Origin of the sequence: Sphingomonas sp. 35-24ZXX (genome assembly GCF_000786215.1) — a bacterium.
In the GTDB taxonomy this organism is placed as follows: domain Bacteria; phylum Pseudomonadota; class Alphaproteobacteria; order Sphingomonadales; family Sphingomonadaceae; genus Blastomonas.
Window position 1 is genome coordinate 494,350 of record NZ_JROG01000001.1, and the last position, 24,596, is coordinate 518,945.

24 protein-coding genes are annotated in these 24,596 nt (G+C 64.8%); 13 read left to right on the forward strand and 11 right to left on the reverse strand.

The features are described from left to right. The first annotated feature begins 22 nt into the window (after positions 1-22). Positions 23-1,531 carry a DNA recombination protein RmuC gene (gene rmuC / locus LI72_RS02260; protein WP_033924191.1) on the forward strand — a complete coding sequence of 503 codons (1,509 nt, stop codon included), beginning with the start codon at positions 23-25 and terminating at the stop codon, positions 1,529-1,531. Between the two features lie 167 nt (positions 1,532-1,698). Here rmuC and LI72_RS02265 read toward each other — a convergent pair whose 3' ends face one another. The 3 genes from LI72_RS02265 to LI72_RS02275 form a co-directional block, all read right to left on the reverse strand. Next, positions 1,699-2,016, reverse strand: a complete 318-nt coding sequence (locus LI72_RS02265; RefSeq protein WP_033924192.1) for a hypothetical protein — start codon at positions 2,014-2,016, stop codon at positions 1,699-1,701. Positions 2,017-2,078: 62 nt separating this feature from the next. Beyond that, positions 2,079-2,528, reverse strand: a complete 450-nt coding sequence (locus LI72_RS02270; RefSeq protein ID WP_033924193.1) for a hypothetical protein — start codon at positions 2,526-2,528, stop codon at positions 2,079-2,081. Positions 2,529-2,573: 45 nt separating this feature from the next. Next, on the reverse strand, positions 2,574-4,181 hold the full coding sequence (locus tag LI72_RS02275; protein ID WP_033924194.1) for a phosphoenolpyruvate carboxykinase: 1,608 nt from the start codon (positions 4,179-4,181) through the stop codon (positions 2,574-2,576). Positions 4,182-4,467: 286 nt separating this feature from the next. Here LI72_RS02275 and LI72_RS02280 point away from each other — a divergent pair, with 286 nt between their 5' ends. The 7 genes from LI72_RS02280 to LI72_RS02310 all read left to right on the forward strand — a co-directional run bounded on the left by LI72_RS02280 (position 4,468) and on the right by LI72_RS02310 (position 9,840). Beyond that, positions 4,468-5,175: a response regulator transcription factor gene (locus LI72_RS02280; protein ID WP_033924195.1), complete on the forward strand. Its 708-nt coding sequence runs from the start codon at positions 4,468-4,470 to the stop codon at positions 5,173-5,175. Beyond that, positions 5,144-6,742: a sensor histidine kinase gene (locus LI72_RS02285; RefSeq protein WP_033924196.1), complete on the forward strand. Its 1,599-nt coding sequence runs from the start codon at positions 5,144-5,146 to the stop codon at positions 6,740-6,742. The genes LI72_RS02280 and LI72_RS02285 overlap by 32 nt, the downstream gene beginning before the upstream one ends. Before the next feature lie 47 nt (positions 6,743-6,789). Beyond that, the gene (locus tag LI72_RS02290; protein WP_033924197.1) at positions 6,790-7,224 is read left to right on the forward strand and encodes an HPr kinase/phosphorylase; all 435 of its coding nucleotides are present in this window, start codon (positions 6,790-6,792) and stop codon (positions 7,222-7,224) included. A 50-nt stretch (positions 7,225-7,274) separates the two neighbouring features. Further along, positions 7,275-8,228: an RNase adapter RapZ gene (rapZ, locus tag LI72_RS02295; protein WP_052129407.1), complete on the forward strand. Its 954-nt coding sequence runs from the start codon at positions 7,275-7,277 to the stop codon at positions 8,226-8,228. Positions 8,229-8,334: 106 nt separating this feature from the next. Then, positions 8,335-8,745, forward strand: a complete 411-nt coding sequence (locus LI72_RS02300) for a PTS sugar transporter subunit IIA (RefSeq protein ID WP_033924199.1) — start codon at positions 8,335-8,337, stop codon at positions 8,743-8,745. After that, positions 8,742-9,014 (forward strand): HPr family phosphocarrier protein, encoded by a 273-nt coding sequence (locus LI72_RS02305; protein ID WP_033924200.1) that lies wholly within the window; start codon positions 8,742-8,744, stop codon positions 9,012-9,014. Before LI72_RS02300 ends, LI72_RS02305 begins: the two co-directional genes overlap by 4 nt. A gap of 19 nt (positions 9,015-9,033) precedes the next feature. Further along, positions 9,034-9,840: a TrmH family RNA methyltransferase gene (locus tag LI72_RS02310; RefSeq protein ID WP_033924201.1), complete on the forward strand. Its 807-nt coding sequence runs from the start codon at positions 9,034-9,036 to the stop codon at positions 9,838-9,840. Between the two features lie 21 nt (positions 9,841-9,861). Here LI72_RS02310 and purH read toward each other — a convergent pair whose 3' ends face one another. From purH to LI72_RS02335, 5 genes are all read right to left on the reverse strand, one after another. Continuing rightward, positions 9,862-11,451 carry a bifunctional phosphoribosylaminoimidazolecarboxamide formyltransferase/IMP cyclohydrolase gene (gene purH, locus LI72_RS02315; RefSeq protein ID WP_033924202.1) on the reverse strand — a complete coding sequence of 530 codons (1,590 nt, stop codon included), beginning with the start codon at positions 11,449-11,451 and terminating at the stop codon, positions 9,862-9,864. 5 nt (positions 11,452-11,456) lie between these two features. Further along, the gene (locus LI72_RS02320) at positions 11,457-13,307 is read right to left on the reverse strand and encodes a heparinase II/III domain-containing protein (RefSeq protein ID WP_081984532.1); all 1,851 of its coding nucleotides are present in this window, start codon (positions 13,305-13,307) and stop codon (positions 11,457-11,459) included. Then, positions 13,304-13,966 (reverse strand): ribulose-phosphate 3-epimerase, encoded by a 663-nt coding sequence (gene rpe, locus LI72_RS02325; RefSeq protein WP_033924203.1) that lies wholly within the window; start codon positions 13,964-13,966, stop codon positions 13,304-13,306. The genes LI72_RS02320 and rpe overlap by 4 nt, the downstream gene beginning before the upstream one ends. Positions 13,967-14,047: 81 nt before the next feature. Continuing rightward, complete coding sequence (locus LI72_RS02330) at positions 14,048-15,334, reverse strand: RsmB/NOP family class I SAM-dependent RNA methyltransferase (RefSeq protein ID WP_033924204.1); 1,287 nt, start codon at positions 15,332-15,334, stop codon at positions 14,048-14,050. 96 nt (positions 15,335-15,430) lie between these two features. Further along, positions 15,431-16,306, reverse strand: coding sequence for a M48 family metalloprotease (locus LI72_RS02335; RefSeq protein ID WP_197051770.1), 876 nt, complete (start codon positions 16,304-16,306; stop codon positions 15,431-15,433). A 139-nt stretch (positions 16,307-16,445) separates the two neighbouring features. Here LI72_RS02335 and LI72_RS02340 point away from each other — a divergent pair, with 139 nt between their 5' ends. Together LI72_RS02340 and LI72_RS02345 are read left to right on the forward strand one after the other, a co-directional pair. Beyond that, entirely contained in the window at positions 16,446-16,625 is a 180-nt protein-coding gene (locus LI72_RS02340; RefSeq protein WP_033924206.1) for a DUF1674 domain-containing protein, read from the forward strand. Positions 16,626-16,714: 89 nt separating this feature from the next. Then, positions 16,715-17,494: a Coq4 family protein gene (locus tag LI72_RS02345; protein WP_231562329.1), complete on the forward strand. Its 780-nt coding sequence runs from the start codon at positions 16,715-16,717 to the stop codon at positions 17,492-17,494. A 21-nt stretch (positions 17,495-17,515) separates the two neighbouring features. Here the strand turns inward: LI72_RS02345 and LI72_RS02350 are convergent, their stop codons facing one another. Genes LI72_RS02350 through cysD form a run of 3 tightly spaced genes read right to left on the reverse strand, consistent with a single transcriptional unit; the run spans position 17,516 to position 20,987 of the window. Then, positions 17,516-18,250, reverse strand: coding sequence for a 3'(2'),5'-bisphosphate nucleotidase CysQ (locus LI72_RS02350; protein WP_033924208.1), 735 nt, complete (start codon positions 18,248-18,250; stop codon positions 17,516-17,518). Next, entirely contained in the window at positions 18,247-20,154 is a 1,908-nt protein-coding gene (gene cysN / locus LI72_RS02355) for a sulfate adenylyltransferase subunit CysN (RefSeq protein ID WP_033924209.1), read from the reverse strand. Before cysN ends, LI72_RS02350 begins: the two co-directional genes overlap by 4 nt. Beyond that, positions 20,154-20,987, reverse strand: coding sequence for a sulfate adenylyltransferase subunit CysD (gene cysD / locus LI72_RS02360; RefSeq protein ID WP_443018100.1), 834 nt, complete (start codon positions 20,985-20,987; stop codon positions 20,154-20,156). Before cysD ends, cysN begins: the two co-directional genes overlap by 1 nt. Here cysD and LI72_RS02365 point away from each other — a divergent pair. The 3 genes from LI72_RS02365 (at position 20,886) to LI72_RS02375 (ending at position 24,593) form a co-directional block, all read left to right on the forward strand. Next, a complete protein-coding gene (locus tag LI72_RS02365) occupies positions 20,886-21,578 on the forward strand; it encodes a helix-turn-helix transcriptional regulator (protein ID WP_197051772.1) in 693 nt (230 codons plus the stop codon). The genes cysD and LI72_RS02365 overlap by 102 nt on opposite strands. 133 nt (positions 21,579-21,711) lie before the next feature. Then, positions 21,712-24,105 (forward strand): M1 family metallopeptidase, encoded by a 2,394-nt coding sequence (locus LI72_RS02370; protein ID WP_231562330.1) that lies wholly within the window; start codon positions 21,712-21,714, stop codon positions 24,103-24,105. Then, positions 24,102-24,593, forward strand: a complete 492-nt coding sequence (locus LI72_RS02375; protein WP_081984534.1) for a DUF6702 family protein — start codon at positions 24,102-24,104, stop codon at positions 24,591-24,593. Before LI72_RS02370 ends, LI72_RS02375 begins: the two co-directional genes overlap by 4 nt. The last annotated feature ends 3 nt before the right edge of the window (positions 24,594-24,596 follow it).

Sequence of the window (24,596 nt, forward strand, 5' to 3'; positions counted from 1 at the left end):
TTTTTTCGCGCGGGGATTTACCATGGACCTTTGGGTCGCAGCCGTCATCGTCATCGCCCTGATCGCAGGCCTCGTCATCGGCTGGTTTCTTGGTGGCAAGCCTGTCGCTGACGCCCGTGCAGAGCGCGAAGAGGCGCAGGCGGCGCTCAAGGCGCTGCAGGACCAGTTCAATGCCGCGATCCGTGATCTGGCAGGTGCCAGTGAACGCGCGAAGCTGGCCGATGACCTGTCGCTGCGGCTGGAAGGCGTGCGCGCCGAGAATGCTGCGCTTTCCGGCCAGCTTGCCGCTGCCACCGAACGCGCCCGCCAGGCCGATGATCTCGCTGCCCGGCTCGATACCCTGCGCGCTGAGCATGCTGGCGTCGCGCGGGAACTTGCGACGATGAAGGCTGACGCCGCCAACCACGAAAAGCAGGTCCGCCAGCTTGTCGAAGCGCGCGAGCAGCTCGCGCAGCAGTTCGGCGAGGTCGGCAACAAGCTGTTGGGCGAAGCGCAGGAGGCGTTCCTGCGCCGCGCCAACGAGCGGTTCGCTCAGTCCGAGGAAAAGAACGAGGAGAAGATCCGCATGCTGCTTGCCCCGGTGGGTGAGCGGCTGAAGACCTATGAGGAGCAGGTGCAGAAGATCGAGGCGACCCGCAGCGAGGCCTATGGCACGCTGACCGGGCTGATCGAGCAGATGCGCGCCGGGCAGGACCGCGTGCAGGCCGAGGCCGCGCGGCTGGTCAACAGCTTGCGCAATGCTCCCAAGGCGCGCGGACGCTGGGGCGAGCAGCAGCTGCGCAATGTGCTCGAAAGCTGCGGGCTTGCCGAACGCACCGATTTCGCGATGGAGGTCAGCCTGGATACCGAGGACGGCCGGTTGCGCCCCGATGCCGTCGTCAAGGTGCCCGGCGGGCGGTCGCTGGTGATCGACGCGAAGGTTTCCTTGAACGCCTATCAGGACGCATTCGGGGCGGATGACGATGGCGCGCGCAAGATCGCGCTCGCCGCGCACTGCGCCTCGATGAAGGCGCATATCGATGGCCTGTCGCGCAAGGCCTATTGGGATCAGTTCTCCGACGCGCCCGATTACGTGATCATGTTCGTTCCCGGCGAGCATTTCCTGTCCGCCGCTCTCGAGCATGACCCGTCGCTGTGGGACCATGCGTTCGACAAGAAAGTGCTGCTGGCCACCCCGACCAATCTCGTCGCGATCGCACGCACGGTCGCCAGCGTATGGCGGCAGGAAGGGTTGGCGGCCGAGGCCAAGCAGATCGGCCAGTTGGGCAAGGAACTGTACGACCGTCTCGCGGTCTCCGCCGAGCATCTCAAGCGCGTCGGCTCAGGCCTGTCGAGCGCGGTTGGCCATTACAACAAGTTCGTCGGCAGCTTCGAGCGCAACGTGCTGTCAACAGGCCGCAAGTTCGCCGCGCTCAACATCGAGACCGGCAAGCGCGAGCTGGAAACGATCGACGAGATCGAAGCGCTGCCGCGATACGGCGATGCTGCGCTGATCGAAGCGGGAGAGGACGTGAAGGACGCGGCTCAGTAATTCAAATCCTCCCCCAGCTTGCTGGGGGAGGGGGACCGCCCGCGCAGCGGGGGGTGGAGGGGCAGTGGGATCGCGCTGCTGATCGATCGGCGTGCTATCCCGTTTCCCCTCCACCATCCTGCGGATGGTCCCCCTCCCCGAGACAAGCTCGGGGAGGATTTTGAGGATTACTTCCCCGTGAACTTCTTTGCGAAGCCCATGATGTCGTTCATCGGATTGCCGTCGCCGTCCTGATCCAGAAAGCCGGTGACCTTTTTCAGCGCGTCTTCGCCGCCGACTTGCGCAAGCAGGTCGCTGAGCTTGTCCATCGGCAAGCCGGTCGACTCAGCCGCCGATGCGACCGTGTCGCCGGGCTGGGGCGCGGCCTTGCCGAGCGCGGCCATGGCAGACTGCACCTGCGCTTCGCTGAGGCCTACCTGCTTGGCAAGGCCTGCGATCTTGTCGACGCCGCCCAGCTGGCCAACGATGTTGTTGAGGAAATCCATGCGTACCACTCCCTATGTGCGGCTCCCAAGTTAACATGGGGCCGGGGTGGTCGCCATGACATTCACTCGGGAAGCGGGGCCAGATCAGGTAAAATCACCGCACGCCGCGCCTCCACCGAGAACAGGCGGTCGCGCGAATAGAAATGCAGCGGCCAGTCGCGCGCACCTTCGGGGGAATCGAGCAGGGCGTTGATCTTGTCCACCAGCGGCTGTGCGGGGTCGACACGCGCCAGAAAGCTCGCGACGCCTGCAACATAGCAATGCGTGATGGTGGCGTGGAAACCGCTGCTGTCGGTGTTCGGCGTGCCGACGCTGTCATTGTGCCTTCGGATGATGGCGGGAAAGTCGCGCGCTGCATCAAGATCGGGCCGTTCGGCGATCAGCCACAGGCAGGCGGCGACATGGGCTTCGTGCGTCCATTCGTTGTGCGGCAGGCAAGACGCAATCAGCCGCTCGCCCATGATGCGAACGGCTGATGACGATTCAAAATAGCGTATGGCGTGTCCGGTCATGATCGGGCTTTCTTCGAAGGAATGCCCGATCTGATCCGGGCAGTATCAGGCGGCAACCGCCTGACGTTGGGGCGCTGCAGCACGGACGGCGTCGTCGACATGGTCTTCGAACTGCGCGAAGTTGTCGATGAACTGGCCGACCAGCTTCTGCGCGGTCGCGTCATATTCCGCCTTGTCCGCCCAGGTGCTGCGCGGATTGAGGATGGCGCTGTCGACACCCGGTACGCTGACCGGAACCTCGAAGCCGAAGTTGGGATCGGTCTCGAACTGGGTGCTGTTGAGGCTGCCGTCGAGCGCGGCGTTGAGCAGCGCGCGGGTCGCCTTGATCGGCATGCGGCTGCCGACACCGTACTTGCCGCCGGTCCAGCCGGTGTTGACCAGCCAGCAGGTGACGTTGCCCTTGGCGATCCGCTCCTTGAGCAGGTTGCCGTAGACCGAGGGGTGACGCGGCATGAACGGTGCACCGAAGCAGGTCGAGAAGGTCGCCGAAGGCTCGGTCACGCCGATTTCGGTGCCGGCGACGCGTGCGGTATAGCCCGACAGGAAGTGGTACATCGCCTGCTCGGGCGTCAGCCGCGCGATCGGAGGCAGCACGCCATAGGCATCGGCGGTCAGGAAGATGATGTTCTTCGGCACCGGGCCCAGGTTATCCGCCGAGGTGTTGGGGATGAAATCGATCGGGTACGATCCGCGGCTGTTTTCGGCGAGGGTGTTGTCGGCGAAATCGAGCGTGCGGGTTTCCGGATCCATCACCACGTTTTCCAGCACCGTGCCGAACCGCTGCGTGGTGGCATAGATTTCAGGCTCTGCCTCGGGCGAGAGGTTGATCATCTTGGCGTAGCAGCCGCCTTCGAAGTTGAACACGGCAGTGTCCGACCAGCCATGCTCGTCATCGCCGATCAGCGTGCGGCTGGCATCGGCTGACAGCGTGGTCTTGCCGGTGCCCGACAGGCCGAAGAACACCGCAGTGTCGCCTTCAGGACCGATGTTGGCCGAGCAATGCATCGGCATCACGCCCTGGGTGGGCAGCAGATAGTTGAGGATGCCGAACACCGACTTCTTCATCTCGCCCGCATAGGCGGTGCCGCCGATGAGGATCAGCTTTTCGCTGAGGTTCACCGCGACCACGGTTTCGCTGCGCGTGCCGTGCTTGGCCGGATCGGCGCGGAAGCTGGGCAGATCGATGATCGTGTATTCAGGCGCGAAATCAGCCAGCTGGTCGGCGGTGGGACGGACCAGCAGGGTGCGGATGAACTGGCTGTGCCAGGCGAATTCGTTGATCACGCGCACGTTGACGCGGTATTCGGGCTGCGAACCGCCGAACAGGTCCTGCACGTACAGCTTGGACTTTTCGCCCAGGAACGCGAGGAAATCGGCCTTCAGCGTCGCAAAGTTTTCCGGCGTCATGGCGACGTTGGTCTTGCCCCACCAGACCGAGTTTTCGGTCTCTGCATCACGGACGATGAACTTGTCATTGGCGCTGCGGCCAGTGTGCTTGCCGGTCGCGACGACCAGCGCGCCGCCCTTGGCCAGCGAGCCTTCACCATTGCGAAGCGCCTCTTCGACCAGGGCTTCGGTGCCCAGGTTCCAGTGCTGGTTTTCGGTTGCGGTAAAGCCTTGATCGGCAAGCGAAACTTTGGATTTGATAGCCACTGCTGAAATACTCCCAAATTGTTGCCGCCTCTGGCTGACTTGCGCCCACCGATCAGCCCGCTTCTTTTTGCGGCGACTCACACAGCTCAACCCCCGTGATGATTAGTCCCAAGACCACTGGCCGGTGACCTGTCAATAGCTGCTACCGGTGTCATAACATGGGTAGTGCAGAGTTATCGCTCTCACCCCAATATGCTGCGCTGCAATATGGTCGATAAAGCTGTTTACGCTGACGCCGTGATATGCGACCGGCAGGCTGGAGTGAGCGAGGAGGATTCAGCCACCCATGGCGGCAGTGATTGCGCTGGTCGATGATGACCGCAACATTCTGACTTCGGTGTCGATCGCGCTGCAGGCGGAAGGCTTTGTCACGCGGCTGTATTCGGATGGTGAGGCCGCGCTCAAGGCAATCACCGAAACCCCGCCCGATCTGTGCCTGTTCGACATCAAGATGCCCCGCATGGACGGCCTCGAACTGCTGCGCCGGGTGCGCGAGACCAGCGCGGTACCGGTGATCTTCCTCACCTCGAAGGACGAGGAGCTGGACGAAGCGCTGGGCCTAGCGATGGGCGCGGACGATTATATCACCAAGCCCTTCTCGCAGCGGCTGCTGATCGCACGCATCAAGGCGATCCTGCGCAGGGCCGAGCTGATGCGCGCGCCCGATGCGCCCAGCGACGAGCCCGTGGCCGATCCGATCGTGCGGGGGCGGCTGGAGATGGACCCGGCCCGGCACATGGTCAGCTGGGATGGCAAGAGGGTCACGCTCACCGTCACCGAATTCCTGATCCTGGAGGCGCTGGCCGCCCGCCCTGGCGTGGTCAAGAGCCGCAACCAGCTAATGGACGCGGCCTATCAGGACGATGTCTATGTCGATGATCGCACCATCGACAGCCACATCAAGCGACTGCGGCGCAAGTTCCGCGAGGTCGACGACGAATTTTCCGCTATCGATACCCTGTATGGCGCCGGATACCGTTTCTCAGGAGAATAATCCTCCGGCGCTGCGATTGCGCTGGACCCGCAGGGTTTCGCTGACCTGGCGGATCCTGGCGGTGAACGTGTTCGCCATCGCGATGCTGGGTGGCGGCCTGCTGTATCTCGACAGCTATCGCGAACAGATCATCCAGGAACGGCTGGAGCAGGAGCAGCAGAGCATCTGGCTGCTCGGCCATGCGCTCGAACGGCTCGACCAGGCAGACCGGATCGCGATGATGCGGGCGGTCAGCGACCGCTATGACTCGCGCATCCGGCTGTACGACGTGTCAGGGGCGCTGCTGCTGGACAGCTTTGCCCTCGCGCCGCCGACCTATGCCTTGCGCGATCCCGACGAGGAACCCTGGCAGCGCCATGCCGCGCGTCTGCTCGATCAGGGCTTTGACTGGCTGGTCGATGCGCAACGCGTGGACCGGTTTGTCGAGCGTCAGCCCGATCGATTGCGCAACTGGCCTGAGGCGGTCGCAGCGCTGGAAGGGCGGTCGGTGCATGCCCGGATGCGTTATGCGCCGGATCGCACCCCGATGATCAGCGCCGCAATCGCGCTGCCGCGCGGCGATGGCGTGCTGGTGACCAGCTATAATGCGCGCGACATCACCCGGATCGTGCGCGCAGAGCGGTTCAATCTGGCGATGATCGTGTTGGCGACGGCGCTGGTTTCGGTGCTGTTCTCGCTGTTCCTGGCGCGCACCATCGTCAAGCCGCTGCGGCGGCTGGCGAGTGCTGCGGTGCGGGTGCGGCTGGGCCGTGCGCGCGAGGTGGTGGTGCCGCGCCTGCCATCGCGCGGTGACGAGATCGGGCTGCTGGCCCGATCGTTGTCCGACATGAGCATGGCGCTGCGCCAGAAGATCGATGCCACCGAAGCGTTTGCCGCCGATGTCAGCCACGAACTCAAGAACCCGCTGGCCTCGCTTCGGTCGGCGCTCGAAGGGCTGGGCAGCGTCAAGGACGAGGCGCTTCGCGCGCAGCTGTTCGAGATCGCCTGCAGCGATGTGCGCAGGCTCGACCGGTTGATCACCGACATATCCGAAGCCTCGCGCGTCGATGCCCAGCTTACCCGCACGCGGTTCGAGCCGATTGACCTCGGCGAGATGATCGAGAACCTGCTCGAGGTACGGCAGGTACGCGGGCTGAACCAGGGGCGGGAAACCGCCTTTGCGCGCCCGCGGCGCGGCGTCGCGGTGGTGATGGGGGAGGGCACCCGGCTGGAACGGGTGATCTCCAACCTGCTCGACAATGCGGTCTCTTTCTCTCCGCCCGGCGGGCTGGTGCGGATCGAGGCGACGCAGCTGCGCGGGCGCGTTCTGGTGCGCGTGATCGACGAAGGCCCTGGCGTGCTGCCGAGCGAGCGCGAAGAAATCTTCCGCCGCTTTCACAGCGCGCGGCCCGAGGGCGAAGCGTTCGGCCAGCACAGCGGGCTGGGTCTCGCGATCGCCCGGACGATCGTCGAGGGGCATCACGGCACGATCACCGTGTCCGATCGCGATGACGGGGCACCGGGTGCGGTGTTCGAAATCTGCCTGCCCGCGATGGACAATCAGGAGCTGCCCATTTCCCCGGCCTGACGCCGGCGCTATCGTCACCGCAAAAGCACCGCTGGGGGGAGGGCACAATGACGCAGGGTGAACACGGAATCTATCCGGCGAGCTGCATCAGCATCGGCGGTGCAGCGGTGCTGATCAGCGGCGAATCCGGCATCGGCAAGTCCGAGCTGGCGCTGGCGCTGATCGATCGCGGGGCGCGGTTGATCAGCGACGATCACACCGCACTGCGGCTGGACGCCGGGCGTCTCATTGCGTCGCCAGCACAGAATATCCGCGGGTTGATTGAAGTCCGCAACCTCGGGCTGCTGCCGATCGAACCGGGCCCGGACTGCCCGGTGGCCTTGCTGATCGAGCTGAACCGCGCTGCCCCCCGCTGGATCGAGCACAGCCAGCAGCGCGTGATCCTGGGCGTTGCCGTGCCTGAAATCCTGCTGTCGCCCGAAAGCCAGGTGCTGGCGATCAAGGCGGAAATGGCGTTGCAAGCCTATGGCGTGAAGGGCTAGGGAACGAGGCGTGCGGGGCGCGAATGTTCGCGCCGCGCCGGGGGTGGCAGATGAGCGAGTCCAGCATACAGACTTCGACGCCCGAGCAATCCCAACCGCACCGGGTCATGCTGGTCACCGGTCTTTCGGGCGCTGGCAAGACCACCGCGCTCAAGACGCTAGAAGATCTGGGCTGGGAAGCGATCGACAATTTCCCCATCCGCTTGCTGCCGCTGCTGATGGATACGCCGCAGGCGGTTCGCCGGTCGGGGCAGGAACGGCCCTTGGCCATCGGATTTGATACCCGCACCCGCGGCTTTGACCCGGGCGAGATCGTCCGCCAGGTGCGCGATCTGGAACAGCGGCCCGATTACGCGATCAGCACTCTGTTCCTCGATTGTGCCGGACGCGAGCTGCAGCGGCGCTATGCCGAAACGCGGCGGCGTCACCCCTTGGCGCAGGACCGGTCGGCAGAGGCGGGCATTGCCGAGGAACGCGAATGGCTCCAGCCGTTGCGGCGCTGGGCAGAAAACGTCATCGACACGACCAACATGCCTGTGTCCGACCTGCAGCAGGAAATCCGCAGGCGTTTCGCGCTCGAGCAATCGCCCACCAGCGTGATCCTGACCAGCTTCGGCTTTGCCCGCGGGATGCCGCCGAGTGCGGACCTAGTGTTCGACATGCGCTTCCTGCGCAATCCCTATTGGGATCGGTCGTTGCGCGACCTGACCGGGCTCGATGCCCCGGTGGGCGCCTTCATCGAGGCGGACGGGGCGTATCAGGGCGCCATCGACCGAATCGTCGATCTGCTCACCTTTCTGCTGCCCCGCTATCAGGATGCCGCCAAGGCCTATGTGCATATTGCGATAGGGTGTACCGGGGGGAGACACCGGTCGGTGTTCGTCGCGCAGGAGATCACCAAACGCTTGCAAGCAGCGGGCTTTTGTCCCACTGTCCAGCATCGCAATCTGACGTCAAGACCCACAGATGCCATAGAGGAAAGCCCCGCGCCGCCGCCCGAATAGCGACGATCCGCCGGGCAGGAGAGAGTTCCTGAAAAGCGGCGCACGGGTCCGAAACTGACGTCGGCAACCATAGTTCAAGATTCAGCAATTGGTACAAGCACCCCCCATGATCGGTCTTATTCTCGTCACACATGGACGGCTCGCGCAGGAATTTCTGGTCGCGATGGAGCATGTGGTTGGCAAGCAGCAGAACATTGAAACCATCGCGATCGGCCCGAACGACGACATGGAACAGCGCCGCGCGGACATTGCCGCGGCGATTGCCAAGGTCGATGGCGGGAAGGGCGTGATCGTGCTGACCGACCTGTTCGGCGGCACGCCTTCGAACCTTGCAATCTCGCTGCTCGAGGCGGGGCGCGTCGAGGTGATCGCGGGCGTCAACCTGCCGATGCTGATCCGTCTGGAAGGCGCGCGCCGGTCGATGAACGTGCGCGATGCCGTGGCTGCCGCGCGCGATGCCGGTCAGAAGTACATCAGCGTCGCCTCTGATCTGCTGGGGCAGGAAAGCGCGCAATGACCGAGCAGACGGTGGTGATCACCAATGCGCGCGGATTGCACGCACGGGCCAGCGCCAAGTTTGTCACCGCCGTTTCGCGATTGCCGGAAGCCGTGCAGGTGCACGTCAGCAAGGACGACAATTGCGTCACCGGCAGTTCGATCATGGGATTGATGATGCTGGGAGCAGCACGCGGCGACAGCATTACCATCCGTGTCGAGGGCGAAGGCGCAGAGGCCGCGCTCATGAAGCTGGTCGGTCTGGTAAAGGACGGTTTCGGCGAGGACTGATCGTCCCGCCTGCAGCGCCATGACCATCGAACGGCTCCTCATCACCGGATTTTCCAACCCTGCGGTCAAGGCCGCGCGGGCTCTGCGCGAAAAGAAGCATCGCAAGCGCGAGGAACGCTTCCTTGCCGAAGGCCTGCGACTGCTGACCGAAGCGCGCGAGGCGGGGATCGTGCCCGAGGCCCTTTGGCTGGGCCAGCAGCGGGATCCGCACCCTTTGGTCGATGCGCTGGAGAAGGCGGTCAGCGAAAGTGGCGGCACCATCTACGAGACGACCACCGACATCCTGTCCAAGATTTCCGGCAAGGATAATCCGCAGACGGTGCTTGGGGTGTTCGCCGATCTGCCGACCTCGCTGGCTGCGCTCGACCGCAACCGTTCGGGCATCTGGCTGGTGGCGCAATCGATGCGCGATCCGGGCAATCTGGGCACGATGCTGCGCACCTGCGATGCTGTCGGAGCAGGCGGGCTGATCCTGGTCGACCAGTGCGTTGATCCGTTCTCGGTGGAAGCGGTGCGGGCCAGCATGGGCGCGATCTTTACCGTACCGCTGGCGCAGGCGGGGTGGGACGAGTTTCTCGCCTGGCTGCGCACCGGACCCGGCCAATTGGTCGGCACCAGCCTCAACACCCGGTTCGATTATCGTGGAGCAGATTATGCCGCGCCATGCTTTCTGCTGATCGGCAACGAGGCGCAGGGCCTGCCCGCCGATTATGAAGCGGCGTGCGATCTGCTGGTCAAGATTCCGATGCTGGGCAAGGCCGACAGCCTCAATGCTGCCGTTGCCGCTGCGGTTATGGCCTATGAGGTGCTCGCCCGGCAGGGCTGAACCTCGCCGGGAGCATCAGCATCAGTGCCGGAAGTGACGCATTCCGGTAAAGACCATCGCGAGGCCTGCTTCGTCGGCCGCGGCAATCACTTCGTCATCGCGCATCGATCCGCCCGGCTGGATGACCGCCGTCGCGCCCGCTTCGACGGCCGCAAGCAGTCCATCGGCAAAGGGGAAGAAGGCGTCTGATGCGACCGACGAGCCGACAGTGCGCGGCTGCGACCAGCCATAGGTTTCCGCCGCCTCGCGCGCCTTGGCGGCGGCAATGCGTGCGGAATCGCGTCGGTTCATCTGGCCCGCACCGATGCCGGCGGTGGCGCCATCCTTGGCGTAGACGATGGCGTTCGACTTGACGTGCTTGCCCACGGTCCAGGCGAACAGGCAGTCGGTCAGTTCCTGCTCGGTCGGCGCGCGCTTGGTCACGACCTTGAGGTCATCGCGCGTGATGCGGCCATTGTCGCGCGATTGCAGCAGCGCGCCGCCGGCAATCGTGCGCAGGGCAATGCCGCCGCGCGCGGGATCGGGCAGGTCGCCGGTGAGGATCAGGCGCAGGTTCTTCTTCTTCGCGAACACCGCCTTGGCTGCGTCATCGGCATCGGGCGCGCAGACGACTTCGGTAAAGATATCGCTGATAGCCTCGGCGGTGGGCCCATCGAGCGGACGGTTGACCGCGATGATGCCGCCGAACGCCGACACGCTGTCGCACTGCAGCGCCGCCTTGTAGGCGCTGACCAGATCGTCACCGCTGGCCACACCGCAAGGGTTGGCATGCTTGACGATGACCACGGTCGGCGGACCATCGCGGAACTCGGCGACCAGTTCGAGCGCGGCATCGGCGTCGTTGAGGTTGTTGTAGCTCAGCTCCTTGCCCTGCACCTGGCGGTGATCGGCGAGCGAGCCGCCGGGGGCGAAGGCTGGAAGATACAGAGCCGCACTCTGGTGCGGGTTTTCACCATAGCGCAGCGCCTGGCCCTTGCGGAAAGGCACCGAGAGCTTTTCGGGATACATTTCGCCCTGGTCGGCAAAGGCAAACCAGCTGGCGATCATCGCATCATATTCTGCGGTCGCGGCATAGGCCTTGGCGGCGAGCTTGCGGCGGAAGGCGAGGGTGGTGGCACCGCCCGAGGCGTTCATCTCTTCGGTCAGCGTCGCATAGTCGGCCGGATCGGTGACGATTGCGACAAAGGCGTGGTTCTTGGCGGCCGAGCGGACCATCGAAGGGCCGCCGATGTCGATATTCTCGATGATCTCGTCGCGCTCTGCGCCCTTGGCCACCGTCGCGGCGAACGGATAGAGGTTGACCACCACCAGATCGATCGCACCGATGCCATGCGCTTCCATGGCCGCCACGTGTTCGGCATTGTCGCGCACCGCGAGCAGCCCGCCATGCACCATCGGGTGCAGCGTCTTGACGCGGCCATCCATCATCTCGGGGAAATCGGTAATCTCGGAGATGTCGCGCACGGCCAGGCCCGCGTCGCGCAAGGCCTTGGCGGTGCCACCGGTGGAAACCAGCTCCACGCCATGCGCTGCCAGAGTTGCCCCGAGTTCGGCCAGGCCGCTTTTGTCAGAGACGGAAAGCAGCGCGCGCTTGATCGCAATGTCGGTCAATTGTCTTATCCCATGTTCTTGATAAGCCAGCCATAATTGCCGCCGCCACCCGATACGGTGCCGGACATGACAATCTGCTGGCTGGGTCTGATATGCCCGTGTTCATCCACCCACAGGCTTTCCTCGAGGGTCACCTTGCTGGCGGCGGAGCGGAATTGCCAGAGCGAACCATCGGCCACGCGTAGGAACACGCCCCAGCCGTCGGTTGCGAGATGCGCCTCGACATCCACGCCGAGATGGAAGCGGATGGCGAACGGAACTTCGGATGGCTTGCTGCGACCGAAGCCGCGCTTGGCGACCGGCAGCAGAACGTCTTCACCGCGCAATTCGCGTCCATCGGAGCGCAGCACCAGCAGGCGGCGGTGGACCATGCCATAGCGCTTGGCATAGCCGTCATGCGTCATGTCGAGGCGGACGGCATCGTCGCTGTCGCGGCGGTCGAGTTCGACCAGGCCCACGCCTTTGCCCAGTTGGCCCTTGGCCAGCACAGCGGTGCTGTTGGTGTCGTCGAGGCACAGCGTCGAATGGGCTGCCGTGGCACGCAGGCCCTTGGCGAGCGAGGGCGGCATGTCGGGCGCGATGGCGCTGGCGCCGCCGCAATTGACGATCAACCGGTGCGGACCGTGGCTCATCTCGAACGCCAGGGTCGAGGCGCAGCCCATCACCGCATGACGCGCCATGGCCGGGGTGCCGGCATCGACCAGAACCACGGTGCGTCCCGCGGGAACGCGCTGATATCCCCAATGCCGGGCTTCGCGCAGCGGGCGCGAGCGAATGCCGCTGGCGCGGATCAAGGTCGCCATGGTGTCGGCGGAGATGCCCGGGGCACCCTGCCAGCTGCCCAGGCTGCCATCATGATGCGTCAACCCCTGCAGCGCAGGAACCGCACGCGCCAGGGCCAGCTCGACGATCGGCGACAGCAATTCGCCCCGCGCGGCATAGACCGAACGCAGCATCGACAGCGCCCGGATGGCTTCGATCTGGGCAAGCGGGCAGCGCGACAGCGCCCCGCCATCTTCGCCCAGAAAGCCTTCGATCGCCCGCTTGAGACCCGCCTCGCCAAAGATCCGACGCGGCTCGCCATCGGGCAACAGCAGCGCGGCTGCAACAACCCCGGTCCAGGCGGTCAGCCGGGCGAGACCTTCGGGCGCCTTGTCGGCGACATGGTCGAGATGGCGGGCGGTGCTGGCGAAGTTGCGCAGCACGCGCGAGCGGTAGACCAGGTCGCTGCTCGACAGGATCAGCGGCGCGTGCGCCGCGCAGTTGAGGATTCGCCGCGCCGCCAGATCGGCTCGCCAGGCGGGGTCCGACACGGTTTCGAGGTTCGCGTCGAGCCACTGGTCCACCAGCCGCTCGGCGATCGGGACACAGGTTCCGCGTGGTGCCGCTGCCGCCAGGTCGCGCAGCCACGCAAAGCTGTGAATGTAATCCAGCGCCTCGGGCGCGGCCTGCAAGGTCGCAAAATTGAGCTTCTCTATCTCGATCTTCGCGCCCGCGATCTGGAAGAATCCGGCGCGAATGGCCTTGCCGCGACGCGCATCTCCGGTGAACGGATCGTCCGGGGCCGCCAGCAGCCGCAGCGGCGAACGGCCCTTCAGCCGCAGCTTGTGCAGCGGGGTGCGCCAGGTGAGGCGGTAGAAATAGTGCACCAGGCTTTCGGTCAGCGAAAGGCCGCGGTCGTTCTCGACCCGGACCAGCTGCTTGCGCTCGCTCTGGTTGCCGGATGGCGGCGTCTCGATCAGGTCTGGGCGGGATTCGGTCACTTGCGCGCCAATCAACGGAAGGCGTCGTTCGGATTCGCTCGACTGGGCAGCACGGGCGCCTGTCCGGCGGCTCTCGGACAGGACATCGCTCATTGGCCCTTCAGTTCCCGGATATTGGCGGCATATTGGTCTGAACCACCCTTGAAGGTGGCGGTGCCTGCAACCAGCACATTGGCCCCGGCATCGACCGCCTGCGGCGCGGTGACGGTATCGATGCCGCCATCGACCTCCAGGTCGATCATGCGGCCGGATTTCTGGATCATCTTGGCAATCGCCTCGATCTTGCGCAGCTGGCTGGAAATGAAACTTTGCCCGCCGAAACCGGGGTTGACGCTCATCACCAGGATCAGATCGACCTCGTCGATCAGATAATCGAGCATCTTGGCGGGTGTTCCCGGATTGAGCACGACGCCCGCCTTCTTGCCCAGCGACTTGATCAGCTGGACAGTGCGGTGGACATGCGCGCCTGCCTCGGGGTGCACGGTGATGATGTCGGCACCGGCATCGGCAAAGGCCTGGACGTACTGGTCCACCGGCGAAATCATCAGATGCACGTCGAACGGCTTGCTGGTGTGCGGGCGCAGGGCCTTCACCACCGCAGGGCCGATGGTGATGTTGGGGACGAAATGCCCATCCATCACATCGATGTGAATCCAGTCCGCGCCAGCTGCGTCGATCGCGCGCACCTCCTCGCCCAACCGCGCAAAGTCGGCGGACAGGATCGACGGGGCTATCAATGGTGGCTGCGGCATAGGCTTTGTCGCTTAACCCTCAACATCTTGTGGAGCAAGGCATCTCGATGCTTTTCCACATCATTTGCCGATATCGTGCCATCAGTGGCGGTGGCGCAGCCGAGCCATGAAAAATCCGTCGAGTCCGCCGGCCTCCGACAGCATGCCGGGCAGGGTGCGAACCTGGCCGAGCGCATCGGGCAACACGCCTTGCGGAAGCTCGTCCGCGCGGACCGGATCGATCGTGAAGCGGCTGTCATCGGCCAGAAAGCGCGCGACGACATCTTCGCCTTCTTCGCGTTCGAGCGAACAGACGGCATAGACCAGCAGCCCGCCGGGCTTGACCCAGTTCGAGGCCCGCTCGAGCAACACCGCCTGCTGCTCCGCGCGTTCCTCGATATGCCGCGGCGCGATGCGGTACAGGACGTCGGGGTGACGGCGGAAGATGCCTGTGGCGCTGCACGGCGCATCGAGCAGCACCGCGTCCGCCTCTTCATCGGGCCGCCATTCGAGCAGATTGGCGGTAATCGTGAGCGCATCCTGCCCGGTGCGCTTGAGGTTCTGGCGCAGGCGCTTCAATCGCTTTTCCGAATTGTCCAAGGCTGTGACATGCCAACCGGCCGCGGCGAGCTGCATCGTCTTGCCGCCGGGCGCGGCGCACAGATCGAGCACCTGGCGGCCCTGGCCTTTGCCCAGCAGGCGCGCGGGCAGGCTGGCGGCGAGATCCTGCACCCACCAATCGCCCTCTTCAAACCCCGCGATCTGTTCGATCGCGCCCGCGCGCGGCAGGCGAACATGGCCGGGGATCAGGCTGACACCGCCAAGGTCTGCAGCGGCTGCCTCAGTGGTCGAAGGGTCGGCCAGGCACAGGTCGAGCGGCGGCGGCGTGCCCAGGGCCACGCCTGCGGCCTCGGCCATCGGTTCGCCCCACAGCGCGGTCCAGCGGTTGGCGGTGGCGGGCGGCAGTTCCGGCGCAGGCAGGGTGGCGCCCGCGCGCATCAGGCTGCCGAACACGCCATGTGCCAGCTTGCGCGGGCCGCCCTGCAGCAGGGGGAGCGCGGTCGCGATGGTCGCGTGCGGCGGTGTTTCGAGCGCCAGCGTCTGCGCCAGCATGATCCGCAGCACCATCCGCGCCTTGGCGTCCTCGGCCAGCGGCAACCGGGTCATGCTGTCGATCATCAGGTCGAGGCCCGGCAGGTGCCGCAGCACTTCACCGGCAATCGCCATCGCCAGCGCGCGGTCCGACCGGTCGTCGATGCCCTGGCAGGCAGCGTGCTGGGCGACGTCGAGCGACTCGCCGCGTCGCATCACGGCATCGAGCATGCGCAAGGCGGCCTGGCGGGCGGGAAGACCGGGGGTAGGGTCGGGTGTCGAGGTGCGATTGTTCATCGAGGCGCGTTAGGCCGGGTCGGGCAACAAATCAAATCCTCCCACAGCTTGCGCTTCGTCTCTCCCCTCCCGCTAGCGGGAGGGAAGAGTATCGCATCACCCACGCCCCAGCGGGTCGAGCGCGCTGCCCCGGCGGCGGGGCGGAGGCGCTGTGCCCTGTTCACGGGCGATGGCCTCCAGGGCGGCGATGCGATCGCCGGTGTCGGGATGGGTCGAGAACAGGGCACGCACGCCTGATGGCACGATGTAGAGCTGCGCAGCCGCAGGATTGCGGTCGACCACAGGGTTGCGGATCGCCTGCGCATGGCCCGAAATCCGCGCGAGGGCCGAGGCGAGCGCGAGCGGCTTGCCGCTGATTTCCGCGCCGCCGCGATCCGCACTGAACTCGCGGGTGCGGCTGATCGCCATCTGCACGATCATCGCCGCAAACGGCGCGACGATCACCGCGAGGATCGACGCCCAGGGATTGCGATTGTCGTCGCGGAAAAACAGGCCGAAATTGGCGAGCATCGAAATGGCCCCGGCGATCGTCGCGACCATGGTCATGATCAACGTGTCGCGGTTCTTCACATGCGCCAGCTCGTGCGCCATCACGCCCTCGATCTCGTCACGGCTGAGCATGGCGAGCAAGCCGGTGGTGGCAGCAACCGCAGCGTTTTCGGGGTTTCGGCCCGTGGCGAAGGCATTCGGCGCAGGCTGGTCGATGACATAGACGCGCGGCATCGGCAGCCCGCCACGCTCGGCCAGGCGGGCGACCAGATTGTAGAAATCCGGGTGGCTCTGGGCATTCACCTCGATGGCATTGTGCATCTTGAGCACGATCTTGTCGGCATTCCAGAAGGTGAACAGGTTCATGCCGCCCGCGAACAGCAGCGCGATCACTGCGCCGCGCGGTCCACCCAGCGTAAAGCCCAAAGCCATGAACAGCGCGGTCAGCGCCGCCAGCAGCATGGTGGTCTTCATTCCGTTCATGTGGGTCCAGATCCTTCAAAAAGCGTTGCAGGCGGACCGCTTCACATCGCGGTCGTCCCGCCCCATATGCCCCTCATCAATGTAGGATCGCGCAGGCCCGTTTCAATCGACCGGACCTGCGCCAGCCAAGGGAAGCCCGATGACCGACACCCCCCGCGCGACGCGCCGCCCAGACCATGTCAAGCCGCCCGCGCACTGGGGCAAATCGGAGCCGGTGCCGACACCGCAACCGATTATCGACGAGCAGGCAGAGGAAGCCGCGCGCGGACCCACGCGCTTTGGCGACTGGGAGCTGAAGGGCATCGCCATCGATTTTTAAGGTGTTGGCAGCAAGGGTGACATGACTTGAGCTGCGGCGCATGTTATTGACACGACTGTCAGCGTCCTGTCGCTCCATGAGGTGAAATGATGTCCGAGCCCGTGTTCCGTCATCCCGATCGGCCCGTGCCCAAGTTCCGCCCGTTCAAGGCGATGCACCATTTCCGCAGGCTGATTGCGGACAAGGAAGACACCGAGCAGGTTTTCCACATCTTCCAGTCGCTGCCGCGCATGGGGCTGGTCGATGAGATCCGATCGTTCGTGTACAGCGACTTCGGCCAGCAGCTGCGCGCCAGCGAGCCTTATCTTCCCGATCTGCTCGACGACCACGCCCGGCTGCGCGCGATGCCGGCGGGCAGCGTCGCGCATGCCTATGTCGATTTCATGGAGCGCGAGGGGCTCTCGGCGGCAGGATTGGTCGCCGAATATGACCGCTTCCAGGGTGGACGCCGCTATGGCGACATGATCGAATTCTATGTCAATCGGCTGCGCGATACGCACGATCTGCTGCACGTGCTGACCGGCTTTGGCCGCGATTCGCTGGGCGAGGCCTGCGTACTGGCGTTCACCTATGGCCAGAACCCGGCGCCGGGGAACATCTTCATCGCCTATATGGCCGCGCTCAACATGACGCGCACGATCCGCAGCGACGCGCCGGTGTTCAAGGCCGTCGGCGAGGCGAAGCGGTTGGGCAAGGGCTGCCCACGCATCGCCGAGCAATCGATCGCCTCGCTGTTGGCCGAACCGCTCGCCGCTGCGCGCAAGCGGCTCAACATCGCCAATCCGCATTATTACGGGCTCGCGCACGACCGTCTGCGGGCACGCGGGATCGATCCCTACGACCTGCTCGGCAAGGTCCAGCCTGCCTGAGCTTTCGCCTGACGATCAGGGTTAAAGCGACCGCATCGCAGCGAGTACCCGCTCGGTCCATTCGGGGCGGCAGATCAGCAGATCGGGCATATAGGTGTCCTGCCGGTTGTAGACGAGCGGCGACCCATCGGCGCGGCTGACATGCAGGCCGTGTGCTGCCGCGACTGCAACGGGTGCGCAGCTGTCCCATTCATACTGCCCGTCGGTATGCAGGTAGATTTCCGCCTCGCCGCGCACCACCGCCATCGCCTTGGCACCCGCGCTGCCCATCGGCAGCAGCTCTGCGCTCAGCAGTTCGGCTACTGCCAGCGCCTCTTTCGCAGGGCGGCTGCGGCTTACCAGCATGCGCGGGATCGGCGCGCCTGGGGGCAGGGGCTGGGGCTGATCGCTGCGCAGAACAATGTCGAGCCCGGGCAAGGCGACCGCGCCGATGCTGGCAACGCCATCGATCGCAAGACCGACATGCACCGCCCAATCGGCCCGCGCCTCGCCATATTCGCGGGTTCCGTCGACCGGATCGATGATCCACACCCGGCTTTGGTCCAGGCGCTCGGCATTGTCCTTCTCTTCTTCGGACAACAGGCCATCGGCGGGCCGCTGCGCGCGAAGGGCGTGACACAGGAACTGGTTGGCGGTCTGGTCCCCGGTCTTGCCAAGCGCCTGACCGGCCACCAGCCCGCAATCGCGCACCTGCAGCAGGATGCGTCCGGCGGTGGCCGCAAGCTGTGCGGCGAGCTCTGCGTCGCTCAGGCTCATTTGAGCGGCATCAGCTGGCGGATGATATGGTCGGCGGCCTCTTCCGGCGTCATTTCCACGGTGTTGACGCGGATGTCCGGGTCTTCGGGCGGTTCATAAGGGCTGTCGATCCCGGTGAAGTTCTTGAGCGCGCCCGCGCGGGCCTTCTTGTAGAGCCCCTTCACATCGCGCGCCTCAGCCACCTCGAGCGGGGTATCGACGAAAATCTCGACGAACTCGCCTTGCGGCAGCATCTGGCGCACCATGTCGCGTTCGGCGCGGAACGGGCTGATGAACGCGGTGAGCACGATCAGCCCGGCATCGGCCATCAGCTTGGCGACCTCGCCGACGCGGCGGATGTTCTCGATCCGGTCGGCCTCGGTAAAGCCCAGGTCGCGGTTGAGGCCATGGCGGACATTGTCGCCATCGAGCAGGAAGGTGTGCCGGTTCATCAGGTTGAGCCGCTTTTCGACCTCGTTGGCGATGGTCGACTTGCCCGATCCCGAAAGCCCGGTGAACCACAAGACCTTGGCCTTCTGGTTCTTCAGGCTGGCGTGCACCTCGCGGGTGATATCGGTCGCCTGCCAGTGCACGTTCTGCGCGCGGCGCAGGCTGAAGTGCAGCATGCCGGCACCGACGGTGCGGTTGGTCAACTTGTCGATCAGGATGAAGCCGCCGAGCGCGCGGTTCTGCGCATAGGCTTCGAACACCAAAGGCTTGTCGGTCGCGATCTCCGCGACACCGATCGCGTTCAACTCCAACGTCTTGCACGCCAGATGTTCCAGCGTGTTGACGTTGACGGTGTACTTGGGCTGCTGCACCGTCACCGATACCGTCTGCGTGCCCAGCTTGAGCCAGTAGGACCGGCCCACCAGCATCGCATCATCGTCCATCCAGACGATCGTCGCTTCGAACTGGTCGGCAGCCTGGGGGGGATTGTCGGCGGTGGCGATGACGTCGCCGCGCGAACAGTCGATCTCGTCCGCCAGGGTCAGCGTGACCGAATGGCCCGCGACGGCTTCGTCAAGATCACCGTCGAGCGTCACGATGCGTGTCACCGTGCTGGTCTTGCCCGACGGCAGCACGCGCACCGCATCGCCCGCCTTGACCGAGCCGGTGGCGATCAGCCCGGAAAAACCGCGGAAATCGAGATTGGGCCGGTTGACCCATTGCACCGGCAGCCGGAACGGCTTTTCGGCATCGAGCGAGGACAGCACCTCGACCGTCTCGAGATGCTCGATCAGCGTTGGGCCGGAATACCACGGCGTGTTGTCCGAGCGCGTGGTGATGTTGTCGCCCTTGTAGCCGCTGATCGGCATCGCGGTGAAGCTCTCGATGCCGATGCTGCTCGCAAACGCACGATATTCGGCGACGATCTCGTCGAACCGGGCCTGGTCGTAGTCGACCAGATCCATCTTGTTCACCGCCAGCACGATGTTCCGGATGCCGATCAGCTGGCACAGATACGAATGCCGCCGCGTCTGGACGAGCACGCCCTTGCGCGCATCGATCAGGATCACGGCGAGGTCGGCGGTCGATGCGCCGGTGATCATGTTGCGGGTGTACTGCTCGTGCCCCGGGCAGTCGGCGACGATGAACTTGCGCTTTTCGGTGTTGAAGAAGCGATAGGCGACATCGATGGTGATGCCCTGTTCGCGCTCGGCGGCCAAGCCATCGACCAGCAATGCGAAGTCGATCTCCTGGCCTTGCGTGCCCACCTTCCTGCTGTCGTTTTCGAGCGCGGCGAGCTGGTCCTCGAAGATCATCTTGCTGTCGTACAGCAGCCGTCCGATCAGCGTCGACTTGCCATCGTCCACTGACCCGCAGGTGATGAAGCGCAGCATGGTCTTGTGCTGGTGGACATCGAGATAGGCATCGATGTCTTCGGCGATCAGGGCTTCGGTCTGGTAAACTGGCTCGCTCATCAGAAATAGCCCTCCTGCTTCTTCTTCTCCATGCCCGCACCGCCGGCATCCTTGTCGATCACGCGGCCCTGGCGTTCGGAGGTGGTGGTGAGCAAGGTCTCCTGGATCACCTCGCTCAGCGTGCTCGCGGTGCTTTCAACCGCGCCGGTGAGCGGAAAGCAACCCAGGGTGCGGAAGCGGATCGAGCGTTCGGTGATCTCGGGCGGCTTGCCCAGCACGCGGGTCAGCCGGTCGATGTCATCGGCCATGAACAGCTGGCCCTCCCACTCGAAGGTCGGGCGGACCGCGGCGAAATACAGCGGCACGATCGGCACGTCGTTCAGCTGGATATACTGCCAGATGTCGAGCTCGGTCCAGTTGCTGATCGGGAAGACGCGGATGCTCTCGCCCTTGTTCTTGCGCGCGTTGTAGAGGTTCCACAGCTCGGGCCGCTGGTTCTTGGGGTCCCAGCCGTGGCTTGCGGTGCGGAACGAGAAGATGCGCTCCTTGGCGCGGCTTTTCTCCTCGTCGCGCCGAGCGCCGCCGAATGCCGCGTCGAAGCCGTGCAGGTCGAGCGCCTGTTTCAGCCCCTCGGTCTTCCACATGTCGGTGTGCAGCGGGCCGTGATCGAACGGATTGATCCCGCGCTCGGTCGCTTCCGGGTTCTGATAGACCAGCAGCTCCATTCCGCTCTCGCGCGCCATCTTGTCGCGCAGCGCGTACATGTCCTTGAACTTCCAGGTCGTGTCGACATGCAGCAGCGGAAGTCGCTGGGGTCGGCGGCTGGCGCGCTGGTGCTGGCGCTCGCCCCGCATTTGCGGATCGCGCTGCGCGGTTTTGCCGCCCTGGAGCACGAGCGCTTTCGGTCTTCGGTCACCGGTGAGGCGTTCAATCGGCTCAATATCGGCTGGCTGACGCTGGATGGGCAGGGGCGCATCGTCGAGGTCAGCGAGAATATCGGCCAGATGTTTCAATGGGGCACGCTGCTGCGGCGCGGGCGCTATGATCGGCTGGTGCCGTCGGAGCCCGCGATCGACCGGCAGCTGACCGGCTATCTCAAGCAGGTGGCCGCAGGCCGCACCGTGCGCCCGCTGGCAATCAACCTGAGCCGCGACCCCTGGCTCGACATGCTGGTCGCGCCGCTTCAGGGCGACACCATTTCAGGCCATCGTTCGGCCCGAGTCATCGTCTATGTCAGCGGTGACCGCCGCAGTCAGGCAGATCGGTGCGAGCAGCTGGTCGACCTGTTCGGCCTGCTGCCCAGCGAGGCGCGGCTGGCGTGGCTGCTGGCGCAGGCGACAAGTATCTCCGATTCGGCGGCCACCCTCGGCATCACGGTGGAGACCGCGCGCAACTATTCGAAGAAGATCTATGCCAAGACGGGCGCCAGCGGCCACGCCGAACTGGTGCGGATCGTGATGACCAGCGTGCTGGCGCTCAGCTGATCGGCACGCGAGGCTAAGGCGCTGCAATTTATCGCAAACGACAGCGCCGGGCCATTGACGCCCATGCGATAGTATCACATGCAAGCGGACTGTTATCTTTCAGGGGCAACAATGCCCCGAAAAGGGGGTCGTCTTGCGTCGTATTTCCGGAGTTTCCGCTTCCCTGCTGGCGCTCGCCGTCAGCGCCATCGCCACGCCCGCGCTCGCCAATCCGGTCGAGCAGACCAAGGGCAGCTATGAGGACAAGTTCCGCCAGCTCGAGGGCGAGGAATGGCCGACGCCGACCGATTACCGCAACGCTTCGGGCGCGCCTGGCTATCGCTACTGGCAGCAGAAGGTCGATTACGACGTGCAGGCGCGGCTCGACGAATCCAAGCGCTCGGTCAGCGGTACGCAAACGGTGCGCTATCAGAACAACTCGCCCGACGCGCTGCCGTATCTGTGGCTGCTGCTCGACCAAAATGACTACAAGCGCGACTCGATCGCGGCGATGACCGAGACGGTCTCGGGCGACAAGATCAGCCTGGCCGAAGTGCGCCGCGTCAAGCGGATGCAGGAATGGGAAGGCGGCTTCACCATTTCCGCCGTGCGCGACGCCTCGGGCAAGGCGCTGCCGTTCACCGTGGTCGACAGCCTGCTGCGCATCGATCTGGAACAAGCGGTGGCGGGCAATGGCGGCGAGACCAGCTTCTCGATCGAATGGTCGTTCCCGATGGTCGAGAACAAGGTCGTCGGCGGCCGATCGGGCTATGAGTGCTTCACCCAGCCCGGCGAGGACGGCAACTGCATCTTCGAAGGCGCGCAGTGGTTCCCGCGGCTCGCAGTCTATTCGGACTACGAGGGCTGGCACAACAAGGCGTTCCTGGGCTCGGGCGAGTTCACGCTGGAGTTCGGCGACTATCGCGTCGCGCTGACCGTGCCCGCCGATCATGTCGTCGCCGCCACCGGCGTGCTGCAGAACCCCGATCAGGCGCTCACCGCCGCGCAGCGTCAGCGGCTCGAACAGGCCAAGACCGCGACCAGCCCGGTCTATGTCGTGACCCCGCAGGAAGCTGTGGCGGCCGAGCGCGGCAAGGCTTCGGGCGAGAAGACCTGGGTGTTTGCGGCGGAAAACGTCCGCGATTTCGGCTGGGCCTCGTCGCGCAAGTTCGCCTGGGACGCGCTGGGCGTTCGCCAGGATTATACCGAGCAGCCCTTGGTGATGGCGATGTCGTTCTTCCCCAAGGAAGCGCGGCCGCTGTGGGATGCCTATTCGACCAAGTCGATCGCGCACACCATCGACGTCTATGGCAAGTTCGCCTTCCCCTATCCCTATCCGGTGGCGCAGTCGGTCAATGGCCCCGTCGGCGGCATGGAATATCCGATGATCACCTTCAACGGCCCGCGCCCGGTGAAGGACAAGAAGACTGGCAATCTCACCTATACCGAGCGCGCGAAATACGGGCTGATCGGCGTGGTGATCCACGAGATCGGCCACAACTGGTTCCCGATGATCGTCAATTCGGACGAGCGCCAGTGGACCTGGATGGACGAGGGGCTCAACACCTTCCTGCAGTTCCAGGCCGAGCGGCTGTGGGACAAGGATTATCCGGCGCGCCGCGGCGAGCCCAAGGACATCGCCGAATACATGCTGTCGACCAACCAGATGCCGCTGATGACCCAGTCGGATTCGGTGCTGCAGTTCGGTGCAAACGGCTATGGCAAGCCAGCGACGGCGCTCACCATCCTGCGCGAAACGGTGCTGGGCCGCGAGCTGTTCGACCGGGCCTTCCGCGAATATGCCGAGCGCTGGCGCTTCAAGCACCCGACGCCGTATGATTTCTTCCGCACGATGGAAGAGAGCAGTGGCGTCGATCTCGACTGGTTCTGGCGCGGCTGGTTCTATTCGACCGACCATGTCGATATCGCGCTCGACAAGGTGGTGCGCGCGACGCTGGAGCCTGCCGATGCCACCGCTGCGGCGGCCGCACGCAAGAAGGAGCGCGATGCCGAGCCCGCATCGCTTACCGCAACGCGCAACGCTGGCCAGCCGACCGTGGTCGAGCGCGACCCTGCGACGCGCGATTTCTATGACGCCATCGATCCGCTCGACGCCACGGCTGCCGACAAGCGCAAGGCGGCGGAAGCCTTTGCCGACCTGACCGCAGAGGAAAAGGCGGCGCGGCAGGTGACGGACAATTTCTATCGGTTCAGCTTCGCCAATCGCGGCGGCCTGGTCATGCCGGTGATCGTGAAAATGGACTTCACCGATGGATCGAGCGAGACTGCACGCATTCCGGCAGAAATCTGGCGCTACAACCCGAAAAATGTGACCTGGCAGTTCGTGACGTCCAAGACGCTGACGCGCGCCGAAGTCGATCCGCTGTGGGAAACCGCCGATGCCGACCGCTCGAACAACGTCTATACCGGCCAGATCGACCCCAAGACGCTCAAGATCGACACGCCGGAAGAGGGCAAGAACCGCATGAAGGATTCCGACATGAAGGTGCTGCCCGATTCCTTGCGCACCATCGACGCTCCGAAATGAGGTCCTTGTTGGTGATCGGCGGGGCGATGGCGATGATATCGCTCGCCCCGCAGGCTGCGGCACACCGCGGGCATGATGCGATGAGCGTGGTGACGCTGCTGCCCGATGGCGCGGTCACTGTCTCGCACCGGTTCGAGGCACACGATCTGGAACCTGCGCTGTCTGAAATCGCCCCCGATGCGCAGACCAGCCTCGACGATCCCGATGCGATTGCCGAGCTGAAAACCTATCTGCTCGCGCATTTCAGGCTGCGCGCCGATGGCAGCGATGTGCCGTTGACCGTGGCTTCGGTCGAGGTGGGCGTGCGCGATGTTCGCATCGACTATGCCGGCAGCGTCAAGGGCAGGCCCAAGGCGGTCGCGGTCCAGTCCACCATCCTGCGCGATATCTATCCGCGCCAGGTCAACCAGGTGGTGGTGAAGCGCGGCTCTTACGTGCAGACGCTGCGCTTCTCGGGCGATGAGGTGAAGACCGTCACCTTGCCGTGACCG

Bases quoted from the DNA above. Each gene is read 5' to 3' on its own strand.
- rmuC (WP_033924191.1), top strand. From the start codon at position 23: ATGGACCTTTGGGTCGCAGCCGTCATCGTCATCGCCCTGATCGCAGGC.
- LI72_RS02265 (WP_033924192.1), bottom strand. From the start codon at position 2,016: ATGGATTTCCTCAACAACATCGTTGGCCAGCTGGGCGGCGTCGACAAG.
- LI72_RS02270 (WP_033924193.1), bottom strand. From the start codon at position 2,528: ATGACCGGACACGCCATACGCTATTTTGAATCGTCATCAGCCGTTCGC.
- LI72_RS02280 (WP_033924195.1), top strand. From the start codon at position 4,468: ATGGCGGCAGTGATTGCGCTGGTCGATGATGACCGCAACATTCTGACT.
- LI72_RS02285 (WP_033924196.1), top strand. From the start codon at position 5,144: ATGGCGCCGGATACCGTTTCTCAGGAGAATAATCCTCCGGCGCTGCGA.
- LI72_RS02290 (WP_033924197.1), top strand. From the start codon at position 6,790: ATGACGCAGGGTGAACACGGAATCTATCCGGCGAGCTGCATCAGCATC.
- rapZ (WP_052129407.1), top strand. From the start codon at position 7,275: ATGAGCGAGTCCAGCATACAGACTTCGACGCCCGAGCAATCCCAACCG.
- LI72_RS02300 (WP_033924199.1), top strand. From the start codon at position 8,335: ATGATCGGTCTTATTCTCGTCACACATGGACGGCTCGCGCAGGAATTT.
- LI72_RS02305 (WP_033924200.1), top strand. From the start codon at position 8,742: ATGACCGAGCAGACGGTGGTGATCACCAATGCGCGCGGATTGCACGCA.
- LI72_RS02310 (WP_033924201.1), top strand. From the start codon at position 9,034: ATGACCATCGAACGGCTCCTCATCACCGGATTTTCCAACCCTGCGGTC.
- LI72_RS02320 (WP_081984532.1), bottom strand. From the start codon at position 13,307: ATGAGCGATGTCCTGTCCGAGAGCCGCCGGACAGGCGCCCGTGCTGCC.
- rpe (WP_033924203.1), bottom strand. From the start codon at position 13,966: ATGCCGCAGCCACCATTGATAGCCCCGTCGATCCTGTCCGCCGACTTT.
- LI72_RS02330 (WP_033924204.1), bottom strand. From the start codon at position 15,334: ATGAACAATCGCACCTCGACACCCGACCCTACCCCCGGTCTTCCCGCC.
- LI72_RS02335 (WP_197051770.1), bottom strand. From the start codon at position 16,306: ATGAACGGAATGAAGACCACCATGCTGCTGGCGGCGCTGACCGCGCTG.
- LI72_RS02340 (WP_033924206.1), top strand. From the start codon at position 16,446: ATGACCGACACCCCCCGCGCGACGCGCCGCCCAGACCATGTCAAGCCG.
- LI72_RS02345 (WP_231562329.1), top strand. From the start codon at position 16,715: ATGTCCGAGCCCGTGTTCCGTCATCCCGATCGGCCCGTGCCCAAGTTC.
- LI72_RS02350 (WP_033924208.1), bottom strand. From the start codon at position 18,250: ATGAGCCTGAGCGACGCAGAGCTCGCCGCACAGCTTGCGGCCACCGCC.
- cysN (WP_033924209.1), bottom strand. From the start codon at position 20,154: ATGAGCGAGCCAGTTTACCAGACCGAAGCCCTGATCGCCGAAGACATC.
- LI72_RS02365 (WP_197051772.1), top strand. From the start codon at position 20,886: ATGCAGCAGCGGAAGTCGCTGGGGTCGGCGGCTGGCGCGCTGGTGCTG.
- LI72_RS02375 (WP_081984534.1), top strand. From the start codon at position 24,102: ATGAGGTCCTTGTTGGTGATCGGCGGGGCGATGGCGATGATATCGCTC.